This window comes from Sphingobacterium siyangense (assembly GCF_023277505.1).
Classification (GTDB): Bacteria; Bacteroidota; Bacteroidia; order Sphingobacteriales; family Sphingobacteriaceae; genus Sphingobacterium; species Sphingobacterium siyangense.
On record NZ_CP080574.1, the window covers coordinates 3,160,557 to 3,185,160 of the forward strand.

At 41.6% G+C, this 24,604-nt stretch carries 22 protein-coding genes; 14 read left to right on the top strand and 8 right to left on the bottom strand.

The annotated features are described in order from the left end of the window. Positions 1-744: a nucleotidyltransferase gene (locus K2F45_RS12870; RefSeq protein ID WP_248933765.1), complete on the bottom strand. Its 744-nt coding sequence runs from the start codon at positions 742-744 to the stop codon at positions 1-3. Positions 745-927: 183 nt separating this feature from the next. On the opposite strand from K2F45_RS12870, the gene K2F45_RS12875 reads away from it, so the two are divergent. Together K2F45_RS12875 and K2F45_RS12880 are read left to right on the top strand one after the other, a co-directional pair. Then, on the top strand, positions 928-1,458 hold the full coding sequence (locus K2F45_RS12875; protein ID WP_248933766.1) for a DUF421 domain-containing protein: 531 nt from the start codon (positions 928-930) through the stop codon (positions 1,456-1,458). A 132-nt stretch (positions 1,459-1,590) separates the two neighbouring features. After that, positions 1,591-1,818: a hypothetical protein gene (locus K2F45_RS12880; RefSeq protein ID WP_157698448.1), complete on the top strand. Its 228-nt coding sequence runs from the start codon at positions 1,591-1,593 to the stop codon at positions 1,816-1,818. A 33-nt stretch (positions 1,819-1,851) separates the two neighbouring features. Here the strand turns inward: K2F45_RS12880 and K2F45_RS12885 are convergent, their stop codons facing one another. From K2F45_RS12885 to K2F45_RS12895, 3 genes are all read right to left on the bottom strand, one after another. Beyond that, the gene (locus tag K2F45_RS12885; RefSeq protein WP_075994784.1) at positions 1,852-2,352 is read right to left on the bottom strand and encodes a hypothetical protein; all 501 of its coding nucleotides are present in this window, start codon (positions 2,350-2,352) and stop codon (positions 1,852-1,854) included. Between the two features lie 165 nt (positions 2,353-2,517). Then, a complete protein-coding gene (locus K2F45_RS12890) occupies positions 2,518-3,039 on the bottom strand; it encodes a DUF4142 domain-containing protein (protein WP_088161497.1) in 522 nt (173 codons plus the stop codon). A 324-nt stretch (positions 3,040-3,363) separates the two neighbouring features. Continuing rightward, entirely contained in the window at positions 3,364-3,615 is a 252-nt protein-coding gene (locus K2F45_RS12895; RefSeq protein WP_157626078.1) for a hypothetical protein, read from the bottom strand. Positions 3,616-3,876: 261 nt separating this feature from the next. On the opposite strand from K2F45_RS12895, the gene K2F45_RS12900 reads away from it, so the two are divergent. Beyond that, the gene (locus K2F45_RS12900) at positions 3,877-4,467 is read left to right on the top strand and encodes a YciE/YciF ferroxidase family protein (RefSeq protein WP_075992554.1); all 591 of its coding nucleotides are present in this window, start codon (positions 3,877-3,879) and stop codon (positions 4,465-4,467) included. 221 nt (positions 4,468-4,688) lie between these two features. On the opposite strand, the gene K2F45_RS12905 is transcribed toward K2F45_RS12900, so the two are convergent. Then, positions 4,689-5,072: a low affinity iron permease family protein gene (locus K2F45_RS12905; RefSeq protein WP_232475777.1), complete on the bottom strand. Its 384-nt coding sequence runs from the start codon at positions 5,070-5,072 to the stop codon at positions 4,689-4,691. Between the two features lie 236 nt (positions 5,073-5,308). Continuing rightward, complete coding sequence (locus tag K2F45_RS12910; protein ID WP_088161498.1) at positions 5,309-6,190, bottom strand: AraC family transcriptional regulator; 882 nt, start codon at positions 6,188-6,190, stop codon at positions 5,309-5,311. A 162-nt stretch (positions 6,191-6,352) separates the two neighbouring features. Here K2F45_RS12910 and K2F45_RS12915 point away from each other — a divergent pair, with 162 nt between their 5' ends. The 7 genes from K2F45_RS12915 to K2F45_RS12945 all read left to right on the top strand — a co-directional run bounded on the left by K2F45_RS12915 (position 6,353) and on the right by K2F45_RS12945 (position 13,932). After that, a complete protein-coding gene (locus K2F45_RS12915; protein ID WP_232475778.1) occupies positions 6,353-6,781 on the top strand; it encodes an L-rhamnose mutarotase in 429 nt (142 codons plus the stop codon). 45 nt (positions 6,782-6,826) lie between these two features. Then, positions 6,827-7,873 (top strand): alpha-L-fucosidase, encoded by a 1,047-nt coding sequence (locus tag K2F45_RS12920; RefSeq protein WP_088161499.1) that lies wholly within the window; start codon positions 6,827-6,829, stop codon positions 7,871-7,873. A gap of 48 nt (positions 7,874-7,921) precedes the next feature. Beyond that, on the top strand, positions 7,922-9,142 hold the full coding sequence (locus tag K2F45_RS12925) for an enolase C-terminal domain-like protein (RefSeq protein ID WP_088161500.1): 1,221 nt from the start codon (positions 7,922-7,924) through the stop codon (positions 9,140-9,142). 9 nt (positions 9,143-9,151) lie between these two features. Further along, complete coding sequence (locus tag K2F45_RS12930; protein ID WP_248933767.1) at positions 9,152-10,795, top strand: sodium:solute symporter; 1,644 nt, start codon at positions 9,152-9,154, stop codon at positions 10,793-10,795. Between the two features lie 57 nt (positions 10,796-10,852). Beyond that, the gene (locus K2F45_RS12935) at positions 10,853-11,623 is read left to right on the top strand and encodes an SDR family NAD(P)-dependent oxidoreductase (protein ID WP_248933768.1); all 771 of its coding nucleotides are present in this window, start codon (positions 10,853-10,855) and stop codon (positions 11,621-11,623) included. A 99-nt stretch (positions 11,624-11,722) separates the two neighbouring features. Then, entirely contained in the window at positions 11,723-12,889 is a 1,167-nt protein-coding gene (locus tag K2F45_RS12940; RefSeq protein WP_075992560.1) for an alpha-hydroxy acid oxidase, read from the top strand. A gap of 383 nt (positions 12,890-13,272) precedes the next feature. Beyond that, positions 13,273-13,932 carry a DUF6266 family protein gene (locus tag K2F45_RS12945; RefSeq protein ID WP_075992561.1) on the top strand — a complete coding sequence of 220 codons (660 nt, stop codon included), beginning with the start codon at positions 13,273-13,275 and terminating at the stop codon, positions 13,930-13,932. Between the two features lie 102 nt (positions 13,933-14,034). Here the strand turns inward: K2F45_RS12945 and K2F45_RS12950 are convergent, their stop codons facing one another. Then, entirely contained in the window at positions 14,035-14,205 is a 171-nt protein-coding gene (locus K2F45_RS12950; RefSeq protein ID WP_167512273.1) for a hypothetical protein, read from the bottom strand. 80 nt (positions 14,206-14,285) lie between these two features. Next, entirely contained in the window at positions 14,286-15,893 is a 1,608-nt protein-coding gene (locus K2F45_RS12955) for a fimbrillin family protein (RefSeq protein ID WP_248933769.1), read from the bottom strand. Positions 15,894-16,404: 511 nt separating this feature from the next. Here K2F45_RS12955 and K2F45_RS12960 point away from each other — a divergent pair. The 4 genes from K2F45_RS12960 (at position 16,405) to K2F45_RS12975 (ending at position 24,595) form a co-directional block, all read left to right on the top strand. Then, positions 16,405-16,734, top strand: coding sequence for a DUF6660 family protein (locus K2F45_RS12960; RefSeq protein WP_338055433.1), 330 nt, complete (start codon positions 16,405-16,407; stop codon positions 16,732-16,734). A gap of 152 nt (positions 16,735-16,886) precedes the next feature. Then, entirely contained in the window at positions 16,887-21,209 is a 4,323-nt protein-coding gene (locus K2F45_RS12965) for a CusA/CzcA family heavy metal efflux RND transporter (RefSeq protein ID WP_248933771.1), read from the top strand. 7 nt (positions 21,210-21,216) lie between these two features. Further along, positions 21,217-22,527 (top strand): efflux RND transporter periplasmic adaptor subunit, encoded by a 1,311-nt coding sequence (locus K2F45_RS12970; protein ID WP_248933772.1) that lies wholly within the window; start codon positions 21,217-21,219, stop codon positions 22,525-22,527. Between the two features lie 34 nt (positions 22,528-22,561). Beyond that, on the top strand, positions 22,562-24,595 hold the full coding sequence (locus tag K2F45_RS12975; protein WP_248933773.1) for a heavy metal translocating P-type ATPase: 2,034 nt from the start codon (positions 22,562-22,564) through the stop codon (positions 24,593-24,595). Positions 24,596-24,604: the final 9 nt, after the last annotated feature.

A 24,604-nucleotide genomic window follows, 5' to 3' on the forward strand; every position in this document is an offset into this window, starting at 1 on the left:
TCAAACAGTTTTTATTGTATATGATTTATACGCCCAATCTTTAATATCGATCTCATATTGCGTCTGGTCGATGAGCGGTCCAAGGCAAACTTTCTCTAAGCAAGGAGGCAGTTCATACTGGTCTGCTGCGCGCTTAATAAGCTGATCAAATAAGTCCTTTGGTAGAATATCGCGATAGTCATGCGGATAGGTAAACTGAAAGATGAGCATTTGGGCCAACAAGAGGTGCCAATGTTGATCCATCCGGGATAATAAACGATCCCAGTCCAGTTTCTTCCCATATTTTAGCCAAATATGGTTTATATCGGCGCTATCGTGCCGCTCTCGGTTTTGCACATACAGTTTACACCAAACGAGTTCTTCTGCGGGTATATAACGTACGGTTGTATCAAACAACACTCCCTCAGGCCCCCTGTCAAACCAATCTTGTTCCACAGTACAATTGTGATTGACACTATCAAAAATAATGTCAATAAAATAGGGGGGCTTATAAATCTTGGCCAGCCATCTTACATCCGTCAATTCCGTTTTATAACCACTGGCGGCAAAATGCTTGAGAATTTTTGGGTATTCGCTGCTTTTGCAAAAAATATCCATGTCTTTCGTAGGCCGTATGATCCCTGTGTAGTGAAACATAGCCAAACCGCCACCTACCATAAATTGACATCCGTTCTCTTGTAGCAGTCTCAATGTATCTTGAAAGAAAGCCAAGCAATCCTCAGGTGGATTATCTAAATGAATCATATTGTCTACTTTTTATTAAAGACAGTCAAATAAATGCAGTAGTTTGTTGATAGTCAATGAAAACGTATTATCCACCAGATTAATAGTAAAAGTACTCTATTTAAAAATTTTTGGAACTCGGAGGGCTCTTATCGATGTTCTGAAATAAAATGTTCTGAAATAAAATAGAGGGCTCATTGCCTGATGAAGTATGGATGGACATATCACAACGATCTAAACAGCATGGATATGGACAGTTTTTTTGGCTCTGGTGAGGATCTCACGATGTTACAGATGGGATCGCGCGCGTTTATTATGTTTATTATAGCGCTTTTTCTGGTTCGACTAGGAGGAATTCGAATTCTCGGCCGAAAGTCGGGTGTGGATTTCGTAATCATTATTATGCTAGGTGCAGTGTTGGCTAGAGGGATAGTTGGCGCCTCGCCGTTCCTGTCAACGGTGTTCGCTGGCTTTGTCATGATTATTTTCAATAAAATCCTGGCCCAGGTATCGGCCCGGCTTCCCTATTTGGGTAATATGGTAAAAGGTAAGCCGGCTGTTTTATACAAGAACGGTAAAATCCAATGGGATCAGATGGATCGACTGGGTGTAAGTCGCACAGATCTACTGACGAGCTTGCGGCTAGAAACAAACAGTAAGCACCTTGATGAAGTAGATATGGCTTTGATGGAGCCGAATGGCCGAATAAGCTTTACACTCAAGGAAAGAAAATAAATATTTAACAGATAACTCTTCCTGTGTAAAAACATATTGTGACGTCGAAAGGGATCACTTGAATCAAAGCCTATTGACACTTCACATAGCTAACCTGGGAAGGGGTAAAAAACATAAATAAAAGATAAGATTATGATAAAATATTTTTATTTGGTCATCGCATTTGCGGCAATAGCAATGTCTTGCGATAATAGGGCTAATAATAGCGAGGAAACTTTGATAGACACCGCAGTCAACCAAAATGGTCTACCGTTAGACAATATTCACCGAAGCCGCGGAAAAGATACGACAAAAAATGACGGGAGCGCAAAAGAAGGGGTGCCATTGGACAATCTGGATCGCGGTAAAAATACGGATTGACCCAGTTGTATCTTTGCGAACGATGGTGCAAAATTATTTACTTACAGAGCGATAATAGATCCAACCTGGTAACTGCTCCAATGGGTTTGGTATTTTCAGATCTATAAGAGTATTCAACCCTAGTTCTTGGGACAATTTTCCAAATGCATCTATGTCGTGAACGGGATAGAATATCGCGTGTTCATTGGGCATATCGACATTCCCTTGTAACCAGCGGTAGCCCTCGGCATGTAGATTGTCAATAAAGGTATCGGTAATAACCTCTAGGTAACGCATCATTTTGTTGATCCACATAAGTTCATCCTTCGCTCGCGTCGGATAGTGTTCATGTGTGAAATCGAGGATCAGTTGTTCGCCCTCCATGTCCCAGCCATCGCGAATCATTGCAAGCCCCATAGCCCTCACTTCTTCCTGATAAAAATCCTGCCCATAGCTCATTTTAATTTCGCCCGCAATAGGGCTGTCTTCTATTTTAGCACGTAGCGCCATTTGTCTATTAAGAAGTTCATGTATGTAGTCGAATGTCTGTTCCATGGTATGATAAGAATTAACGAAGGACATCGCCTTTATGGCTTTGTCCTTCGGAGTGAATAAATGAAATAAATATGCTTATTATTTTAATGTCGGTTTGAGCACTTTGTTCTTAACAGCTGGCGATGGCGCATTTGGTGTAATGTGCATATCACTTATCGAAGGATCTTAAGGCTGCATATTTTTAATTTGATCAAGATGTTTTTCAAATGCGGGAATTTTATCAGTAGCGAATTTCTTAAGGTCAGCATCTGTAATTGCTGTGCCTGTGCTCGCATCTTTGAAAAGTGAAATGGCATCCTGATGGCTCTTAACCATCAGATCGGTATAGATGCGGTCAAAACTTGCTGTGTCCGCATGATTGAGTTGGTCGATCATGGATTTATAATTTTGATCGTCACTCGTACTCAGCTGCCAATTTTTATTCTTTACAATGGTCGACAGTTCATTTCCTGCAGCAGTATGGTCGTCTGTAATCATCTGTGCATATTGTTTTATATTAGGGTTTTGTGATTTTGAGAGAGCAATGCTTGCTGTCTGCAGTTCGAAATTGTTGCTGGCCGTGGCTTTGCTGGCAAAGTCCAAGTCTCCAGGCTGTGGCTGAGCGGGTTTGCTGTCTTGCGCCTGAACAGTTAAAATGCAAGCAAAAATCACTAGCAGCGTTCCCAAAGTTTTTAAAAAGGTTTTCATAATGCTATTGTTTAATTGTTAACGATGTATGCTATTTCGGTTGTCATTTCCTTGTTTGTCCATAACTAATGATAGTAGAAGATGCTAAAATGGATAAGACGATACCGATGATATAAACATAGACTCCTTTATGTGTGTGTTTTAAATAGTGAACAGTGGTCGAGAAGCTAGGGTTTGGAACTGTTATATTTTACGTATTTAAATCGAAAACGGTGTTGTTTACGTAAATGCATCGTACAAATTCGTATTATACCATGATTAAAGCTTTTATGTCAATTTCGGAACATCAAAAATAAATTACTCAGCTAAACTAAAAACAGGCAGCTATGAAACAGTTGTTTTTTGGCTGGGTATCTCCGGTTCTTCCTCGGCAATGCCTAGGTCTATTTCTTCATCCGTTTTAGAATCTTCCTGATCAATTTCCGGTTGTTGATACGGTGTGTTTTCCGGTAGATCTTCTTCATGCTCGTCCGGAATATCGTTCGGAAGATTTTCGGGACCTGATTGTGATACGATCGTTGAACCGAGAATGGCCATACCTCGATGGGCATCCTGAGTTGTGCAATTTTTATTCATACTACATTTAATTTATAATCATTTGTTGATGAACCACCGCTGTTGCTTGATCGTTAACTGTGTTAGTACGCAATTTAGCATGATTTGTACGTTAATTGTAGCGTGGTTCTTCTTTTGGGGCCTTTTGTCGGAAAAACGTGTTTTTACTGGAGATATGTGGTAAATGCTTGATTTGGAAGTATCAGCGTGATTTGCTGAACGAAAAAAGTTTGAGATCTGTTTATTTGACGAACAGCTCTTCGGAGCATAAAACTTATTATTATGGCAACAACATCAGCAGACAAAAGCAAAACAAGCACAAAATCAGGTAGCACATCAACTTCAGCATCTGCTTCGGAAGGAAGAAAGCTACGTGCCGAGGCAGGTGCAGCAAAAGATTTAGCGGAATTATTTGAAGATGGTCTAAAAGATATTTACTGGGCTGAGAAAGCGCTGACAAAGGCACTTCCTAAGATGGAAAAAAATGCAAGTTCAAAACAATTGAAATCTGCTATTTCTAAACATTTGGCGGAAACAGAAACGCATGTGGGGCGCCTCGAACAATGTTTTGAGTTTATAGGAGTGAAAGCAAAAGCTGAAAAATGCGAAGCGATGGCGGGCTTGGTTGAAGAAGCAGAAAGCCTTATGAAAGAAACAGAAGTCGGGTCTGTTCGGGATGCGGCTATTATTGCTGCGGCTCAAAAGGTGGAACATTATGAAATTGCTACTTATGGCACACTGGCGGCTTTTGCAAAAGTGCTGGAACATAAGGATGCTTTGAAATTGCTACTTGAAACACTGGATGAGGAAAAGAAATGTGACGAAGATCTAAGTGCGCTGGCCGATACAAATCTTAATTCGAAAGCTAAATAGGTAGCTGTCTATAACACGATTGTGAAAACCGAAGAAAATGATCAGTAAGTGTGTTGCTAAAAGCACCAATGTAAAGAAAGTATAAAAGGCTCAATCCAATTTTGCTGGGACTTTTCCAAAAAATGAGCTATGAAATACTCTAATATGGGAAGCACGGCTTTACAATTTATAATAATCCCCATTACGGGGATTTATTTTTTTATCATTAATAATTTGAAATGCTAATCCGTCTTGTCTGTTCTGTTACCGTCTGTGGCGGCGTGTCTTTCTTTTCGAGCCTTCATTTTAAAAGCGTGATTTTCCTTTGCGGCATCAATTGAATGTGTGCAGGTAAGGTCACCTTCCTGAAGCGCCAATTTAGCGACGTGGGCATAAAATTTTGCAAGCTGATCAAGTTCTTCTTCACTGAGATCTTCCAAATTAACCATTCTATTGCTAGTGCCCTCGTGAGAGGCAATCAATTCATTGAGCTTGAGGTGGATTGCCTTTGAATCCTTATTCTGCGATTTTTGAATAAGAAATACCATTAGAAAAGTAACAATGGTCGTACCTGTATTGATGACCAGTTGCCAGGTTTCAGCGTAGTTAAATATGGGACCACTCACTGCCCGATAACTGTAGATGTTGCAATAATAAATGCCGCTGAACTACCAGTTGCGTGTGTCGCCCAGTTTGAGAACCGTTCAAATAAGTTTTTTCTCTTTTTCATTGCTAAACTTTAAGTTTCTATAGAGACCCCACTGAAACTGAATTTGTTTGCATTTATTAGCTTTATCTTAAAAGATCCGTTCTTCAAAGGTTTTTCTGCTCCATAGCTAAGAATAGCCTACCTGCTTTGTTGCTACTGCCGTATTTGAGCTTTGTACTGACTAGGTGTGACTCCTTTAATTGACTTGAAAATTTTATTAAAGTTTGAAAGGCTATTGAAACCACAGGCATAAGCAATGTGCGTGATTTGATGTTTATTTTCAACGATCAATCTACAGGATTCACTAATGCGCACCTCATTGACAAACTGGACGAAGGTTTTCTGCGTACGGGATTTGAAGTAACGGCAAAAGGAATGTTTCGACATATTAGATAGCTGCGCAACTTGATCCAATTGAATTTCTCTAGTATAGTTGTTAAATACGAATTTAAAGATGCTGTCAATTTTACTATTGTCAATAGGACTATAGTTGTGGGTGTATCCCGCGCTGGAGAGGTAATCAAATTCATCTGTGGATAACATCAATTCGATAATCTCCAATAACAAAATGGTTTTCTCAAAGCCATAATCCAGCTGTACGATCTTTTTTAGCTTTACCTTCAGTTGTTCCTTTGTTGCGCCACGGAATAGGAGACCACGTTTTGAGGCCGAAAAGAATGCTTCGATTTTATGTGTCTGAAAGAAATGCCCTAAAACTTTAATCATTAATTTAGGTTCTATATACAAGGCCAAAGAGCGGGATGTCTTTGTCTCCGCAATAGCAGAGCCCGGGCAATTTATATAGTTATTGTGCCAAACATGTGGCAGATCGGGCCCTACAAAAGTGAGTTCATCAGAAACAAAGTTACTCACATTATCTCCAATGATCCGTTTTCCCTCACTTTCCACAATATAGGTCATCTGACAGGCGCTATGAAAGTGAAATTCGGTGGAGAAGAATGGTCGCTGCACATCTTTGGTCGCAAAAGCCGTAATAGCTGCACCTTCCAGAATTTTTGCAAAAACAGGTTTCATGCGTTTGGTTATTTTAATTAAGAGCAAGTAATATAGCTTATTTTGCCCTAAAAAGAGGTAAGCAGAGGTAAAAATGTTAATATAGTGGGAGAATTAAGCAATCTAGCAGTAGTCACAGAACTGTTAAGCGCGTAATTTCGTATAAAATAACGCGTAGAGCTTATGAATCCTAAATTATATCCTTATAGCATGATGATCGTCTTTGTCGTACTCTGTGCGACAGCCTTTCGGTCTACAGAAAGAAGCCGCCCTATGGCTCGCTATGCATCTATAACAGGATTAAAAGCAGAGAAAGTAGCTTATTATAAGAAGCTTCATGCTAAGGTTTGGCCCACGGTACTTCGAAAGATCAAGGCATGTCATATCCGCAATTATTCTATTTTTTTGAAGGAAATAGACGGTAAATTTTTTCTTTTTAGCTATTTCGAATATGTAGGACAAAATTTCAAGCTTGATATGCAGAAGATGGCGTCCGATCCAGAGACACAGCGTTGGTGGAAAGAAACAGATCCTTGTCAGCAACCCCTGTCCGATGCACAGGAGAAAGGGGAGATATGGTCTGGTATGGCGGAAGTATTCCATACGGAATAAAGAAAGAAAAAGAATGAATGCTGTAATAACCAACATTATATAACCATGAGAAAGAAATTATTATTTAGTTTGACACTTGCTGTATTGGGAACAAATCTCTGTGCGCAGACAAAGACTATTGTACCTGTTCCATCGATACACCCCAATGCTTATCAGCGGGAGCAAATTGACCGAAAATATGGTATGTTCGTTCATTTTGGCATGAATACATTTCATGACCAGGAGTGGACAGACGGATCTAAACCTGCTAGCTCGTATGCGCCATCGGCTATTGAGGTTAAACAGTGGGTTTCAACGGCAAAGGAAGCTGGGATGAAGTACATGATTTTGGTTACGAAACATCATGAAGGTTTTTGTTTATGGGATAGTAAGTATACGGACTACGATGTGGCGAGTTCTTCAAACGCGACAAATGTTGTGCAGGAGCTGGCTAAAGAATGCGCCAAACAGGGGATGCGCCTTGGTTTGTATTATTCTTTATGGGACCGAAAGCAGAACCCCAATGTAAAAGACATGTCTGCAGATGCAGCATATAATCAATATATGTTGAACCAGCTTAGTGAGTTGGTTGATATGACCAAAAAGTATACAGATATCGTTGAGCTTTGGCTGGACGGTGGCTGGGAAAAAGAGAGCTATCGATGGCCCACGCAGGCGATTTACAATTTGATCAAGAAAAAGATGCCCGGATGTCAAATTGGTATAAACTGGAGTATAGGATCACCTGAGAACACAGACAAACACATTGTTTTGCCGAAAGATCAGCAGAATTATTATCCTATACGTTACTTTCCAAGTGACTTTAGGCTAGGCGATCCCTATCTTCCGATCAATCCTGATCCTAAGCTTTTTATGGCCAACGGGAATACTTACTACATGCCTTTTGAGACAACAGTGGTACTTGGAGAACGCTGGTTTTATAATACTACAGACAAGAAGTATAAGTCTTTGGAAGAGCTTGCGGGGATTTATCAGACCGCAACCGCACAAGACAATATCCTGATCTTAAACGTTGGTCCCAATCGGATGGGACGCATAAAGGATTCGGATGTTGACATTTTGCGCAAATTAAAGGATAAGTTAAAGTTGTAATTCAAAATAGATTAACCTAAACACTAAAAACAAGTACGTTAAGATTTTATGATAAAGACGTTTGATATTCAGGATCGGAGATTTCCTTTGGCTACAGGTGCGGGCAGTGATGCGATTCACAAGGATCCGATCTATTCTTATGCTGTGACTCGATTGGCAGATGATAAGGGGCGCGTAGGCACAGGTCTGGCTTTTACACTGGGAGCAGGAAATGAGCTGGTCTGTCGTGCTGCAGCTTTCTATGCCGAACGATTGAAAGGGATTCCAATTGAAGATCTTATGGCAAATTTTGGTCAATTGTTTAATAAGTTGAGCAACGAACAGCAATTTCGTTGGTTGGGTCCCCATAAAGGTATCGTTCATCTGGCCCTAGGTTCGGTAACAAATGCCTGTTTTGACCTCTGGGCTAAAACGAGAGGAGTTCCACTTTGGAAGCTGTTAACCGACCTCAGTGCTGAAGAGATTGTCAATACGTTGGATCTTTCCTATTTGGAAGATGAGTTTACAAAGGGTGAAGCCATCAGCCTGTTGGAGTCGACTATCTCAACTGGTCATAAAAGAATGGACATTATTGAAAAGGGCTATGCGGGCTACGATACATCAGTAGGCTGGTTTAACTATTCTGATGAAAAAGTACGGGAGAATTGTAAACGTGCTTTAGATAACGGTTTCTCCGCAATGAAACTCAAAGTAGGTAGTGAAGATACATTACGGGATATTCGTCGTGCGCATATTGTACGGGAGGTTGCGGGTGATGAAGCTAAAGTAATGCTCGATGCGAATCAGCAATGGACGCTACCTCAGGCGCTATCCATCTGTCAAGAGCTTAAGGAGATGAATCCTTTTTGGGTAGAGGAGCCGACACATCCTGACGACATTGTTGGACATAAACGCTTAGCCGAGCACATTGCGCCGATAAAAGTTGCCATGGGTGAGCATGTGCCGAACCGTATCTTGTTTAAAAATTACCTTCAAATGGGTGCGGCGGGATTTGTACAGGTGGATGCTGTTCGGGTCGGCGGCGTGAGCGAGTTTATTTCAGTGAGTCTACTTTGTCGAAAATACAATATTCCTGTTGTACCGCATGTCGGTGATATGGGGCAGCTTCATCAGCATCTTGTTTTGTTTAACCATATAAGCCTTGGGCATGAGGCTTTGTTTTTGGAGCATATTCCACACCTAAAGTCTCATTTTGTACATCCTGTGTCTATAGCGAATGGCGTGTACCGTACCCCAATGGATGTGGGAAGCAGTTGTGATTTGTTATAAGTTGACGTTATGTTAGGAAATTTAGATTTAGGTATCGCCATCTTTTATATTGTGTTGATTTTGGTTGTCGGCATATTGGCTGGATCAGGGCGATTTAAGAAAGTGAAGGAAATAAGCGCTGAAGGATATTTTTTGGCTGGAAAGACACTTCGGTGGCCAGCCATTGGGTTGGCGCTTTTTGCAACTAATATTTCAACGGTACATCTGGTTAGTTTGGCACAGAGCGGATTTGATACAGGCTTGCTTAACGGCAACTTTGAATGGATGGCTGCCTTTACTTTAATCTTACTGGCGCTTTTTTTTGTGCCATTTTACCTCAAATCGGGTGTTACAACTTTGCCTGACTTTCTGGAACGGCGTTATGATCGTTCCAGCAGAGATTGGCTCACGTTTATATCCATACTATCGGCCATTGTTATTCATATCGCTTTTTCGATGTTGGCCGGAGGGATTGTGCTACGAACACTTTTTGGATTTAATATGTATTTGAGTATTACGGTAATCTGTGTGATAACTGGAATATATACGATATTGGGTGGGCTGCGCGCTGTTGTGGTGACGGAATCTATCCAGACAATTGTGTTGCTTGCAGGAGCTTTTATTATCAGTTTTGCAGCTTTTGACAAGATGGGCGGTTGGATGCCGATGAAAGCTGTTCTGGCGCAGGATAATGCCCTTGATCGTCTTTCTATGCTCCGTGGTAGCAACGATGGAAGTGGAATGCCTTGGTATGCCGTATTGTTTGGCTATCCGATTTTAGGCATCTGGTACTGGTGTGCCGATCAGACCATTGTTCAGCGCGTTTTAGGAGCCAAGGACGAAAACCATGGACGTGTGGGTGCCCTTTTTTGTGGTTTTCTGAAAATTTTGCCTGTATTTATTTTTGTGCTTCCGGGGCTATTTGCGTATACGCTGTTTAAAACAGGTCAATTGGATTTAAGCAGTCTTGGCGTAGACCATCAAGGGCAGGTCAATTCAAAAGGTATCTATACACTCATGATTACGCAACTTTTGCCTTCGGGATTGATTGGTGTGTTGGTAGCGGCGCTCTTATCGGGTTTAATGAGTCAGATATCGGGTGCACTAAATTCGATATCGACCATGGTGAGTTACGATATCTTTAAACAGCGACGTCCTGCTGCTTCCGATGGACAGCTTATTCGTATCGGGAAAATTGCCGCAGTTATTGCCATGGGATTTTCCCTGGCTCTTTTACCACTATTGGATCGCTATGAGAGTATTTTTTATGGCATAAATGATGTGATTGCTCATATTGCACCACCAATAACCTGCGTGTTTCTTTTAGGTGTTTTTTGGAAAGGAGCATCAGCAACAGCTGCAAAACTTACCCTGTGGATAGGTTCTGTTTTGGGGGTTGCCGTATTTTTGCTGAATAAGCTGCTACCTGACTCGTGGGTAGGGCAGACACCATTTATGATGATGGCTTTCTATCTGTTTTTGATCTGTATGTTACTTCAGGTTTTGTTATCGTATAAGTATCCCGTGCAGCATACTGCACAAAGTCGGGATTTGTACTGGAAGAACCCCGTGGATCCACTTCGGGGAAAAGCCTGGTCGGGTATCGGGAATTACCGTATTTTGTCTGCATTGCTGTTCGCTATTGTCGTGATTTTATATGTAATTTTCAACTAATTTTTAATTTGTTCCGATTCTTTGGAACTTGATGCTAAATACAAGAATAATAAAAACGTGAAAACCTTAGAAGATAAAATAATATTGATTACAGGAGGAACTGCTGGAATCGGTTTGGAATGTGTAAAAGCCTATGTCAGAGCAGGGGCAAAGGTTGCTTTTATTGGTCTCGATCAAGGATCGGTAGATGCTACAGCTGAACTGATCGGTGCGCCACATATCGGTATCTGTGCGGATGTTACGCAAGCCCGCGAAGTTGACCTGGCCATCCAAAAGACTGTTGCTGTTTTTGGGCGGCTGGATGCAATCCATAACAATGCTGGTCTGGCAAGCCCAGCAAAGCCTTTGCATGAAACTACGGATGATGAATGGACAAGGTTGCTGGAAACCAACATGAAAAGTGTTCTTCTGACTACACGGTATGGCTACCCTCGTTTAAAGGAATCTGCTGGTTGTATTCTAAATACGAGCAGTTTAGTGGGGGATATTGGCCAGGAGAACCACGCGGCATATGCCGCCACAAAGGGTGCTATCAACGCCTTGACAAAATCTATGGCCATAGACTATGCGTCTGTCGGTATTCGTGTCAATTCGGTTATGCCTGCAGCTGTTATGACACCCATGCTCAACAAATGGACACTGGAGCAAGCGCATCCAACACAGGTTTTTGACTTTTTGAAGGATATTCATTTGCTGGGATACTGTCCTGAGGGCGATGTCATTGCTGATGCCTGTGTGTTTCTGCTGTCAAACCAAGCACGCTTTATCACAGGGGTAAATCTACCTGTAAGTGGTGGTGCTGAATTGGGGTATCGCAGAAATGTATGACAGATTTTTTTATATTAGCTACAATTAGCTTGCATTTGAAATGCAATTTTTCTAAGTTTGGCGCGCAGTCATAGACTGTTTATAAATAATATATCAATCATGAGCCAGAAATTTATATATAATACACGTTATCCTTCTGTTGAAGATCTAAAGATTAAAGCGAAGAAAAGGATTCCCCGATTTGCATTTGATTATCTGACCGGAGGTGCAAATGAAGAATTGAACCTTGCCAGAAATGAGAATGATTTTGATAATATTCTGTTGAAGCCGCAATATCTGCTTGCGAGCGAAGAAATAGACCTATCTGTAGAATTATTCGGTCGTCGTTACAGTGCACCTTTTGGTGTTTCACCTATCGGACTTCAGGGATTGATGTGGCCGAATGCGCCGGAAATTCTTGCGAAAGCGGCAGCAAAAAATGATATTCCCTATATTTTGAGTACAGTATCAACAAGTAGTATTGAACGTATTGCCGAGGTATCTGATGGGAAAGCCTGGTTTCAGCTCTATCATCCTACGGAAAACAGGTTGCGCGATGATATTATTAAACGTCTGGAGGCTGTTGAATGTCCGGTATTGGTAGTTCTGGTGGATGTGCCTGCTTTTGGACTTCGTTATCGTGAAATAAAAAGCGGATTGTCTATGCCGCCTAAAATGAGTATCGCCAATATTTTACAAACCTTTGCCTGTCCAACTTGGGGGATAGAAACATTAAGGCATGGAATTCCTTCTTTTGCAACATTGAAGCCTTACATGGAAAAGGGACTTGATTTAGCGCAGCTGGGACAGTTTATGAACAGAACCTTTACGGGTAAAGTTGATGTTGAGAAAATTAAAGCTATTCGGGATCTTTGGAAAGGGCCACTGGTGCTTAAAGGGATTGCCACCGATGAAGATATGCAGGCTGCTATCGCATTGGGCGTTGATGGAGTCATTGTGTCAAATCATGGTGGACGACAGCTCGATGCAAGTGAATCTTCGATCAATTCATTGATCCACTTGGCGAGCAACCCAGACTATAAAAAGAAGATAAAAATCATGTTAGATGGTGGTATTCGATCAGGGGTTGACCTCGCGCGGGCACATGCAGTTGGATCGGATTTCAATTTTATGGGAAGACCATTTATGTATGGGGTTGGCGCATTGGGCAATGAAGGTGGGGAACATACAATCAATATGTTTAAGACGCATTTGTTTCAGGTTATGAAGCAATTGAGTCTTTCAAAGATTGAAGATTTTCCAAAACGTCTGCAGGCTGTCCTGTAACTGCAGCAGTAGGTCGAGTTTCCGATCCAGCCTTGGGCTGGCAATAAGACCTACGATAAAAAGAAGAAGATGTCTCTTATGTTTGTATTAAGCAAATGTAGGAGACATTTTTTTTACGTTATAGTTCGCATGAAAGGTCGTCGGCTTTTACCTTTTCTCCTTTAGTTCTTAGATGCAACAGATGGTAATCAAATTCCACTTTTAAACAGTGCTTGTTCAGTGCTCGTTCAGTGCTTGTTCAGTGCTTGCTCAGTGAAGACTGAATAAACAGTGACTAATTACTGTCTAAGTATTGATTGAAAACTGTTTTTAGCTATAATTTGGTATGCGTATTTTTCCGTATTAATGTTTATCTTTAATATCTATAACATAATCAAGTAATTATGGCAATAATCAAAAATGGTGTAAATGGAACTGTTTCCGGGAAAGCAGGTTCTGTTGTGTTTGTGTCGACTAAAACAGGAAATTATGTACGATCTCTCCCTAGCGTTAAAAAACGGGAGCCCACTCCTAAGCAACTGCTGAGTAGAAAACGCTTCAAAATTGTGAGGTCACATATTAGCCAATTAAAACCGATCATCAATATGGGGTATAAGGTGTACAGCTATCCTAAACGGGCATACGATATAGCGATGTCTTATAATCTGAATAAAGCACTTATCCAGGAAGAAGACGGTTTTGTCGTTGATTGGTCGAAATTTATGATTGCCAAAGGAAGCCCCAATCCCATTACTTCCTACACAATGGATTTCGATCAAGAAAACCAAGTGCTTCAGGTCACCTGGGAATATGATGCTTATCTGGAGGAAAAGTTTGACACGGGATCTTACGATTCGTTCTTAATCCTGTATAATGCAGCGGATCATGGGGGCGGGTATCCACTTGTGATGAACGATTTGAAAAGCAGCTTAATGTCTGGCAAACAAAATGTTGAAATTCCAAAAAATAGAAAGGAAGTGACCTATGAGGTGTATATCTTTTTTATCGAAAGTTATGGTGGAGGTAATACAGACAGTCTGCACTTGGGTACGCTAAAGGTTTGACAATAAAAAATATGGATGACACGATCGTCTATTATAAAATTGCATAAAAAGGGGCAATTCATTTTTGACTGCCCCTTCCTTTTGTTTACTGTTGAAAATAGTTTACCAGTCGATATTTCTATTATCTGTTGATCCTACTTCCCATTGTTCGTTTACTTTACCGCTGTTGGCATCTTCTGGTCTGGCATATGCCGAACCAGCTGCAATACCTTGTTCAAGTTCGATTGTCGTTGTATTAATTTTGGGGGCGATGTACGCTAATTTCTTTTCCATAATAGCTATTTTTTACGTGCTGTTTTTCTTTGTTATACGCAGCAAGATTTAGTCTTTCCGATTATTGATCTATTTATTGATTATTGGCAAGGGATTTTCTTCTTTCCGGCACCTATACCCTTGATAATAGTACGTCCATCAACAAGTTGGGTTACTTTTACGGTGTTGCTTTGTGTTGCACTCCAAGGGAATGTGTTGAAGCTGTTGCCATTCACGAGTTTAAGTTCGTATAAAGGACCGCCGGATGTTTTACTACCAAACATGGTCACCTGGCCAGTTCTGCTAATCACAACCTTAACGAGAGGATTTGTACTGGTACCTTTCATGTTGTACACTTCGTCAATTCTTTTGCCCGTTTCGATATTGTTGCCAGCGTATTTGCTTCCGTCGAAAAATTGGATATTTTGTGTAGAGGCAACCGCATTTGATTGAAATTGAATTTCCTGTTTTGCTAATTTGACACCATTTACTTCCAGATTGAATGCATTGTCTAGTTCGGTAATGTCGAAAACAAAACCATAGTCTGCCGCTGGAGCGGTAAAGCTTCTGTCGATGGCTGTTCCATTGGCATAGAATTTACCGTCTTTCATAATACCCGTTTTACCACCCGATGTTGTTGCTGGATAGCTCCAGTTCAAGCCATTGCTGGTTACATCTTGTGTACAGGTTCTGAAGTTAAGTTTCAGATCGTATTTTTGTCCAGGATTGATCTTAACATTTGGAATGGTGATGTTTGTTTTGGTTTCACCATCAAGAGTTAGACTGCCGAGCATCAATGTCCCGTTGCTGGTGGTGGGGTGAATCAATAATGATGGGTTACTGATGATAGTACGTAAGCCATTTCCTAAAGCCGGGAATTGCGTGGTCACACCAGCGTTGTTCAAGCCATTGTACGTTAATGTTTCATCTGAGAATTTTAAATTTGCACTACTGTGACTAGGTTTTAGTACTGCAGTCCCGATTTGAGTGATGGCCCCGGTCATACTTGGATCCATGGTCAATGTTGTGGTGATTTGGCTAAATCTGTGTTTTAACACAACATTTAAATTGTTTACACCATTTTTTAACGTTAATGTGCCTGTGTAATACATTAAGTCGCCACTTATATTGTTTAAGCTGGCTGTGGATAGTGTGTTTTGATTGTTAATATCCGGTAATGCTGTGGTGCTATTGATCGAATAGGCAATGAACGTATATGATTTTCCGGCGTCAAGAACGATACCTGCGGCAGTAGCTTCCTCACCATAGCTATAATCTTTTGCCGTTACGTAAGCTCCTTGGTTGTCATAGACAACAACTTTATACTTGACGTTTTTGTCCAATGGCTTCTCTTGTGTTTGGACAGCCGCTAGTTTGGGGTTGGATGAAGCAACGAGGCTTTTTGTAACCGCTGAACTGTTTGTTAGGACAACGTCAACTGAACCACCGTTTTCTAACGGTACAGTCATTTCCTGTACATCAGGTGCATTGCTTGATGAATGCGATGCGTTTGCAGATGCTTGCTTTTGAACAGCATTGTTGTCTGTTTCATTGTAAGCTTCTACGCCCGATAGATTGATTTTAACGACAGTTTCTCCTGTTAACGCGGTGTTTTCTCCGCTTTTGTTACATGAGTAGAGGCTAAGCGCGAAAGCGCTGCAGCCTAGCATGAACAGGTTTGTCAGTCGGCGATGGGGGATTAGATTCATGTTAATTGACATTTTGTTTTGTTATTGATTTTTGATTATTTGATTTCGTTGTTTATTTGTTTGCAAAAAAAAATCTTGCAGTTGTATGCCGATTTGTGTTTAAAATGTGGTATACCATTGCTTTTTTATTGCTTTTATTTTTTATCGATGCAATTATATAAATAGCATTTTACTTAATGTACTGTATTTGTGTTATCTTGTATTTCTTGTAGAGAAATATCTACAATAGTGCTGTTTTGTATTTAAAATGCTGTTTAAACATGTTTTATGCGTTTTTCTGTTAATTATAATTCGTTTTATTTGAATAATAATTTACTTGTAATTAATATGCGTGTCAGGTGATAGTGTAGTTTAGGGTTGTGCGGTTTTATGAGGCCTAAGGGGTAAAAAAAATGCTCGGTTGAAAGCGCCGGTCTCCTTATTTTATAGGAGGCAATGGAGATGACGCTAACCAATAGATTTCTTGGGTCAAGGGGAGATTTTGATTTATTTTTTTTAAATTTGCGTATTCATGAGGTTAATTGTTTTCATATTGATAGCATATATTATGGGACTTTCTTTTGTTCCCTGCAGTGATTCTAGCAATCGCTGTGAGCAGACTGCTATGGAAATACAATTAAGCCAAACGCATAACCATAGTGATGATGCATCTGATGCCTGTTCTATTTTCTGCTATTGCAATTGTTGCAGTGGAAATATAACGGCTTATGCCTATCAATTTCCGCAAATAGATGGTGTCCCGGTGTCAATTTATTTTGATAATCGTAATCCTGTCCTCAATACAGCGATTGTTTCCAGTTATTTTGGAAGCATCTGGCAGCCGCCGAAAGTTAATGCTTAATTTTTCGTAAAAATTCTAAAAACAAATCTGATAGAGCGCGCTATGCTGTTCTTTATTCAGCTTTGTGCTCGGAATCCGTTTGTTGTATTTTATTACGACAAGCGCTGAAGATATTCTAACGAGCTATTATTTAAGCATTAATCACGTATATTGTGTTAGATCATATTATAAAATTTAGCATTAAGAACAAGATCGTTATCGGTTTAATGACCTTGTTGCTTATCATTTGGGGGGCATGGAGTGCGACGAAACTACCCATAGATGCCGTTCCCGATATTACTAATAATCAAGTCCAGATCTTTACCTCTTGTCCAACTCTTGCCGGACAGGAAGTAGAGCAATTGGTGACTTTTCCAATTGAACAAAGTATTGCAACTGTACCCAAAATTGAGGAGATCAGGAGTATTTCACGCTTTGGTCTTTCTGTCATTACCGTTGTTTTTGATGATGATGTAGATATCTATTTTGCCCGTCAGCTGATCGGTGAGCGTTTGAAAGAAGCGGTGGATCAGATTCCACAGGGTATTGGTAAACCTGAGTTGGCTCCAGTAAGTACCGGATTGGGAGAAGTATATCAATATATTATCCATCCCAAAAAGGGAAGCGAAAAGAAATACAACGCAAAAGATTTGCGAACCATGCAAGATTGGATTGTTGCCCGTCAGCTTTATGGAACTCCTGGAATTGCCGAGGTCAATAGTTTCGGTGGTGAGCTTAAACAATATGAAGTAGCTGTTGATCCGAATAGACTTAAAGCGATGAATATCACGATCCCGGAGATATTTACTGCTTTAGAGAAAAACAATCAAAATACAGGTGGTGCCTATATTGATAAAAAACCGAATGCATACTTTATCCGGGGGATTGGACTGGCGACCTCTTTGGAAGATGTCAGAAATATCGCTATCCGAAAATCAGGGTCTATACCGATTTATGTAAAAGATGTTGCAGATGTACGGTTTGGTCATGCTGTGCGCTATGGAGCCTTGACATACAATGGTGAGGTAGATGCTGTGGGTGGTGTTGTCATGATGCTAAAGGGTGAAAACAGCAATGAGGTGGTCAATCGTGTGAAAGAAAAACTACCGACTATTCAAAAGTCTTTGCCTGATGATGTGGTTATAGAGCCCTATTTGGACCGAACAGACCTTGTTGGGCGTGCGATCAGTACCGTTGAAAAAAATCTGATTGAAGGCGCCCTGATCGTAATTTTTGTCCTGGTATTATTTCTTGGGAACTTGCGGGCAGGTCTTATCGTTGCTTCGGCGATCCCACTGGCGCTGCTGTTTGCACTTGGACTGATGAACGTCTTCGGCGTAAGTGCCAATTTAATGAGTTTGGGTGCGATAGATTTCGGTTTGATTGTGGACGGAGCCGTCATTGTGGTGGAAGCTACGCTACATCACTTAGGCTTACGAAAGTCAACCGAGAAATTGACCCAGGCCGAAATGGATCATGAGGTATTTGAGTCTGCTTCAAAGATTCGTACCAGTGCAGCCTTTGGTGAGATTATTATTCTTATTGTCTATATTCCAATTTTAACATTGGTGGGTGTTGAAGGGAAAATGTTTCGTCCAATGGCGCAAACAGTTGGGTTTGCCATTTTCGGGGCATTGATTCTCTCGTTAACCTATATCCCCATGATGTGTGCTTTGTTTCTGCCGAAAAAATACAGCGACAAGAAAACGTTGAGTGACCGGATGATTGCGGGACTGCAACGTATTTATGAGCCTTTATTACAAAAAGCCATTCGGTTTAAATACCTGATCGTGAGTTTAACTGTTGCCATTTTTGCTTTGTCGGCCTTCTTTTTTAAGAATATGGGGGGCGAGTTTATTCCACAATTGCAGGAAGGCGATTATGCATTCCATTGCATACTTCCTCAGGGAAGCTCGCTTTCGCAAAGTATTGAAACCTCTATGCAGGCTTCCCGGATTATCAAAGAGTTCGATGAAGTGAAGATGGTTGTCGGTAAAACAGGAGCTGCGGAGGTGCCGACAGACCCTATGCCACCTGAAGCGACAGATATTATGGTGGTATTGAAGCCTCAAAAAGAGTGGAAGTCGGGCCGTTCTTATGAAGAACTGGGGAGTGCTATTCTGGAGAAGCTAGAAGTAATCCCGGGTGTTTTCTTTGAGAAAAATCAACCTATTCAAATGCGTTTCAATGAGTTAATGACGGGTATCCGTCAGGATGTTGCTGTAAAGATCTTCGGTGAAAACATCGACTCACTGGCCGCTTACGCCAATGTGGTTGCCGCTCAGATTCAATCTGTTCAAGGGGCAACTCCTCCACAGGTGGAGCGTGTATCGGGTCTCCCGCAAATTAATATCGTTTATGACCGCACCCGTATCGCGAATTATGGATTGACAATTCAGGACGTTAATGATGTGGTGAGTACCGCCTTTGCCGGTCGGAGTACGGGCCAGATCTATGAAAATGAACGTCGCTTTGATCTGGTCGTCAGGTTAGATACAACACACCGAAATAGTATTGATGATGTGCGTAATCTGATGATTCCTACAGATACGGGTACGCAGATCCCTCTTTCTCAGGTTGCTGCCATTGATTATAAATTGGGGCCGGCCCAAATCAGTCGCGAAGCTGGTAAACGAAGAATTGTGATTGGATTTAATGTGGCAGGGCGTGATGTTCAAACCGTAGTAAAGGATATCCAGCAACAATTGGCTGCAAATGTAAAACTTCCCGCGGGTTATTATTTCACCTACGGAGGTCAGTTCGAGAATTTGCAAAAAGCGAGCTCACGCCTGCTGATTGCTGTACCAGTGTCCTTATTGCTTATTTTTATGCTGTTGTATTTCACATTCCATTCCTTTAAGCAGGCCACGCTAATTTTTACCGCAATACCAATGAGTGCTATCGGGGGTGTCTTTGCATTGATGTTGCGCGGTATGCCTTTCAGCATTAGTGCCGGTATCGGTTTTATCGCCTTGTTTGGTGTGGCCGTACTCAACGGAATCGTTTTAATTGGGACATTCAATCAGTTGAAAAAAGAGGGCGTCGATGATATTTTTCAACGCGTTAAAGAAGGTACTTTGACCCGTTTACGTCCTGTACTGATGACAGCGACAGTGGCCTCACTGGGCTTTTTACCGATGGCAATAAGTACAAGTGCCGGCGCTGAAGTTCAGAAGCCTTTGGCAACGGTTGTTATTGGCGGATTGATAACGGCAACTTTCCTGACGTTGTTTGTACTGCCCTTATTGTATATAATCTTTAATTCTAAATTGAATATGAAACGAAGTAGGGGTGTTAAGACCTTTGTTACAGTACTTGCTTTCTTATTTATGGCCTTGGGATCTCAGGTGTTTGGCCAAGAGCGCATTTCTGTTACAGAAGCTGTGGAAACTGCACTGAAGAGCAATCGTCAGTTTCAGGTCAACCAGGCTGAAATCGCGGGTGCTGGTTTCAATGTTAAAACGGCGACCGAAATTCCCAAGACCGGGATTTTTGCAGAAAATGAAGATTACCGTCCTACGGATAAGGCCGGCTTATTGAAAATTGGTATAACACAAAGTATTGCCTGGCCGGGGCTCTATGCGGCGCGCAAGGAGTATTTTAAACAGCAGCTAAAATATGCGAATTTAAATACGGATGTATTGAAAACTGCGATTACCAGAGACGTGAGAACAGCCTATTTTCAACTTTGGTATCTCCAGGATCGCCAAAAGCTGTATATGGAGCTGGATAGCATCTATACAGCCATGTTCAAAGCAACTGAACTTCGCTTTAGAACAGGTGACGTGGCTGCGCTGGATAAGATCGCAGCTGAAGCAAAACTGAAGGAACTGCAAGCACAGCTTGTTCAAAACAAAAAGGACATTGTTATCCAGCAACAGCAACTTATGCTCTTGTTGGACCGTAACGAGTGGATGCTCCCATTGGATCAGTCCTTGGAGAAGATTGTCGTGAACGCCAGTCCATCTGAGGAAACAGCACATCCTTTACTTGTTTTACAGCAGCAAAACGTAAATATTGCTTCATCAAATATCAGTGTTCAGAAAAATACAAATAAGCCTGAGTTCTCGGGTCGATTTTTTTCCCAACGTGTTTGGGGAGCCAAAGATCCATTGTCGGGATTTTCGGTCTCCGCATCTTTTCCGGTCTTTAGCCTAGGCGCGTATAAAAGTAAAGTGAAGGCTGCCAACGCTGAAATGGAAGTTCAACAGCGTAAGTTGGAATATGAGACGCAGGCATTCCAGACAAATAAAGGAAACGCACTTGCTGAAATTGACAAGAATAGTGCGTTACTACAATTTTATGAGTCTTCGGGTTTAAAACAAGCTGATGCCATCATTAAAGCGGCTAGTTTGGGTTATAGGACAGGGGAGATCAATTTTGCTGAATTGAGTCAATTTTTAAGTCAGGCCATTGGGATTCGCCAGAATTATTTAGAAGTCCTCAATCAGTATAATCAATCAGCAATTCAATATAATTACTTCAATAACAAATAAGTCAACAATGAAAGTTTTCATAAAGATATTTATCGTATGTATAGCCGTTACTGTTTTTTACGGTTGCGGTTCTAATGAGTCGGAGCCTAAAGGTCAACCGGAGGGAAAGGAAGCGCCTAAATCCGAAGCGGGGCATGAGGAAGGTCCGGTTAGGGTAGCGGCACTGAGTGCTGCGCAAATAAAAGCTGTGGGCATCGTTTTTGGAGGTATTGAAGAGAAGGAACTAACGGCTACAATCAAGGCCAATGGACTTTTAAGTGTACCCAATAACAATAAAGCGAATGCAACGGCGCTTTATGGTGGTGTTGTAAAGACATTAAACGTGCAGCTTGGTGATCACGTACGCAAGGGGCAGGTGATCGCTACGATCACCAACCCCCAGTTTGTACAGTTGCAGGAGGAATATGTCTCCCTTGCAAGTAAGATTACCTTGGCGGAACAAGAAATGGCAAGGCAACAGGAACTCAATGAAGGTAATGCGGGCGCACGGAAAAATCTGCAGGCCGCAACAGCAGACTTCAACAGTTTACGGGCTCGAAAGGCCTCCTTGCAACAACAGATCCAATTGATGGGCATTAATCCCAATAGCGTGAATCTTTCTAATATGCGGACCTCATTGGCCGTAACAAGCCCTATCAATGGAACAGTAAGCAATGTTTTTGCGAAAATTGGGAGTTATGTAGATGTCTCTTCGCCAGTGATTGAGATTGTTGACAATAGTCTGCTGCATTTGGATCTGCAGGTGTTTGAAAAGGATCTACCTTTGGTTAAAGTCGGACAGCTCATCAACTTTCAACTGACCAACAATCCGGATAAGACCTATACCGCCAAAGTTTTTACAATTGGATCTTCCTTTGAAAATGATAGCAAGACCATCGCTGTGCACAGTACGGTTGTGGGCAGCAAAGTGGGGTTGATTGATGGGATGAACATCACGGGTATGATCGGTGTCAATAATGTACGGACTCCGGCTGTTCCGAATGACGCAATCGTGGAGGCTGACGGCAAGTATTATATTTTTGTGGAGACAGACAAGAAACCTGAGGAGCATGAAGAAGGGCACGACGATCACGGACATGCGCACGATGAAGGTGAAGCAAAACATGCGCATAAAAATGAGCAAGAAGCTGGGCAGCATGGCGAAGAACAGGCTAAAAACATCAATTTTGAAAAAATAGAGATTCAAAAAGGCGTGTCTGCTTTGGGATATACGGCGATTACCCCGGTTACCGAAGTTCCTGCTGGAACGAAAATTGTTGTAAAGGGTGCCTTTTTTATCAATGCTAAAATGAGCAATACAGGTGGGCACGAACATTAATTGACAGTATTTGTTAACAGAATCAAAGCAAGTTATGGAACATCAACATCGTTATGATGCACAAGGCAGACAGCTTTGTTGTACACAGACAGAAAAAATATATAGTCAGGCGGGAGCTGAAGACCTTATTGGGAAAGCTCCAGCTTCCAGTCATGGTCATGATCATAGCCATGATGAAGACGGTCACGATCACTCAACGGCAGGGGCTAGTCAGATGCAGTTATTTCTACCCGCGCTAATTTCTTTTATTTTGCTCATTGCAGCAATAGCCATGGATAATTGGATTGCGCAAGCATGGTTTAAGGATTGGGTTCGTTCGGGCTGGTATATCGTATCTTATCTGCCTGTTGGGTTTCCTGTAGTCAGAGATGCCCTAAAGAGTATTGCTAAAGGGGAAATCTTTTCGGAGTTTCTTTTAATGAGTATCGCTACGATAGGAGCTTTTGCGATCAAAGAATACCCAGAAGCTGTGGCGGTGATGTTATTTTATGCTGTAGGCGAGGTATTTCAGACCTTGGCGGTGAGTAGAGCTAAAAGTAATATTAAGGCACTACTGGATCAGCGTCCGGATGAAGTGACTATTTTGGAGAATGGAAAGAGCAAAGTAATCAAAGCCGCAGACGCAGGTATCGGAGCAATTGTTCAGCTGAAACCTGGCGAAAAGCTCGGGCTCGATGGTGAATTGCTGTCTGAACAAGGCGCATTTAATACTGCTGCGCTAACTGGCGAGAGCAAGCCAGATACAAAAATGAAAGGTGATGTTGTGCTGGCAGGAATGATTAATATGAACACGGTGAGCTTAATTCGGGTGACAACAGCTTATCAAGATAGCAAACTGAGTAAAATCCTAGAGCTTGTACAGAACGCAACAGCTCAAAAAGCGCCTACTGAACTGTTTATCCGCAAATTTGCTAAGATATATACCCCAATTGTCGTGTTTTTGGCTATTGGAATTTGCCTCCTGCCTTACTTGTTTGTCGATCAATATGTATTTAGCGACTGGTTGTATAGAGCACTCGTATTTTTAGTGATCTCCTGTCCCTGTGCACTCGTCATCTCAATCCCTTTGGGGTATTTTGGTGGAATCGGTGCCGCGAGTAGAAATGGTATACTTTTTAAAGGCAGTAATTTTTTGGATGCGATGGCAGATATCCGGCATGTGGTGATGGATAAAACCGGAACAATGACTGCCGGCGTTTTTAAGGTGCAGGAAATTAAGCTACAGGCTGGCTACGACGAGGCAAGAATTTTAAAGCTCGTCAATAAAATAGAAAGCCATAGCAGCCATCCAGTTGCAACAGCGATTAGGGAATATGCAGGTGCGATCGACGAGTCTATTAATCTCCATAATATAGAAGAAATCGCCGGACATGGATTAAAAGGAATTACTGAAGGCAAAGAGTTGCTGGTGGGTAACTTTAAATTGCTGGACAAATTTAATGTAGCCTATGATATCAATCCGAATGGTATCGTATATACGACCATTGCCATTGCTTTGGACGGTAAATTTGTAGGATTCATGACGATCGCTGATAGCATTAAAGCAGATGCCGCGCTTACAATTCAGCTACTGCATAAGCTCGGTGTAAAAGCAACGATGTTGAGCGGGGATAAGTCGACAGTAGTCGCCTATGTTGCCAAGGAACTTGGAATAGATCAGGCCTATGGTGACCTGCTTCCGGAAGATAAAGTGAATAAGGTCAAGGAAATAAAGGGGCTAAACGAATCTGTTGCTTTTGTTGGTGATGGCGTTAATGATGCTCCGGTTGTCGCACTGAGTGATGTTGGAATAGCGATGGGTGGACTGGGCAGTGATGCGACGATCGAGACGGCAGATGTCGTGATACAGGATGACAAACCTTCGAAGATTCCAACGGCCATTCGCATTGGGAAACAAACGAAAAAAGTTGTTTATCAGAATATTTGGCTTGCTTTTATAGTCAAAGGGATCGTGTTGATTCTTGGAGCTGGAGGTTTGGCAACAATGTGGGAGGCTGTATTTGCCGATGTTGGCGTATCGTTAATAGCGATATTGAATGCCATTAGAATTCAGAAAATGAAATTTTAACAATTGGCG

Excerpts from the sequence above, each read along its gene's own strand:
- K2F45_RS12870 (WP_248933765.1), bottom strand. The coding sequence starts at position 744 with ATGATTCATTTAGATAATCCACCTGAGGATTGCTTGGCTTTCTTTCAA.
- K2F45_RS12875 (WP_248933766.1), top strand. The coding sequence starts at position 928 with ATGAAGTATGGATGGACATATCACAACGATCTAAACAGCATGGATATG.
- K2F45_RS12880 (WP_157698448.1), top strand. The coding sequence starts at position 1,591 with ATGATAAAATATTTTTATTTGGTCATCGCATTTGCGGCAATAGCAATG.
- K2F45_RS12885 (WP_075994784.1), bottom strand. The coding sequence starts at position 2,352 with ATGGAACAGACATTCGACTACATACATGAACTTCTTAATAGACAAATG.
- K2F45_RS12890 (WP_088161497.1), bottom strand. The coding sequence starts at position 3,039 with ATGAAAACCTTTTTAAAAACTTTGGGAACGCTGCTAGTGATTTTTGCT.
- K2F45_RS12895 (WP_157626078.1), bottom strand. The coding sequence starts at position 3,615 with ATGAATAAAAATTGCACAACTCAGGATGCCCATCGAGGTATGGCCATT.
- K2F45_RS12900 (WP_075992554.1), top strand. The coding sequence starts at position 3,877 with ATGGCAACAACATCAGCAGACAAAAGCAAAACAAGCACAAAATCAGGT.
- K2F45_RS12910 (WP_088161498.1), bottom strand. The coding sequence starts at position 6,190 with ATGAAACCTGTTTTTGCAAAAATTCTGGAAGGTGCAGCTATTACGGCT.
- K2F45_RS12915 (WP_232475778.1), top strand. The coding sequence starts at position 6,353 with ATGAATCCTAAATTATATCCTTATAGCATGATGATCGTCTTTGTCGTA.
- K2F45_RS12920 (WP_088161499.1), top strand. The coding sequence starts at position 6,827 with ATGAGAAAGAAATTATTATTTAGTTTGACACTTGCTGTATTGGGAACA.
- K2F45_RS12925 (WP_088161500.1), top strand. The coding sequence starts at position 7,922 with ATGATAAAGACGTTTGATATTCAGGATCGGAGATTTCCTTTGGCTACA.
- K2F45_RS12930 (WP_248933767.1), top strand. The coding sequence starts at position 9,152 with ATGTTAGGAAATTTAGATTTAGGTATCGCCATCTTTTATATTGTGTTG.
- K2F45_RS12940 (WP_075992560.1), top strand. The coding sequence starts at position 11,723 with ATGAGCCAGAAATTTATATATAATACACGTTATCCTTCTGTTGAAGAT.
- K2F45_RS12945 (WP_075992561.1), top strand. The coding sequence starts at position 13,273 with ATGGCAATAATCAAAAATGGTGTAAATGGAACTGTTTCCGGGAAAGCA.
- K2F45_RS12950 (WP_167512273.1), bottom strand. The coding sequence starts at position 14,205 with ATGGAAAAGAAATTAGCGTACATCGCCCCCAAAATTAATACAACGACA.
- K2F45_RS12955 (WP_248933769.1), bottom strand. The coding sequence starts at position 15,893 with ATGAATCTAATCCCCCATCGCCGACTGACAAACCTGTTCATGCTAGGC.
- K2F45_RS12960 (WP_338055433.1), top strand. The coding sequence starts at position 16,405 with ATGAGGTTAATTGTTTTCATATTGATAGCATATATTATGGGACTTTCT.
- K2F45_RS12970 (WP_248933772.1), top strand. The coding sequence starts at position 21,217 with ATGAAAGTTTTCATAAAGATATTTATCGTATGTATAGCCGTTACTGTT.
- K2F45_RS12975 (WP_248933773.1), top strand. The coding sequence starts at position 22,562 with ATGGAACATCAACATCGTTATGATGCACAAGGCAGACAGCTTTGTTGT.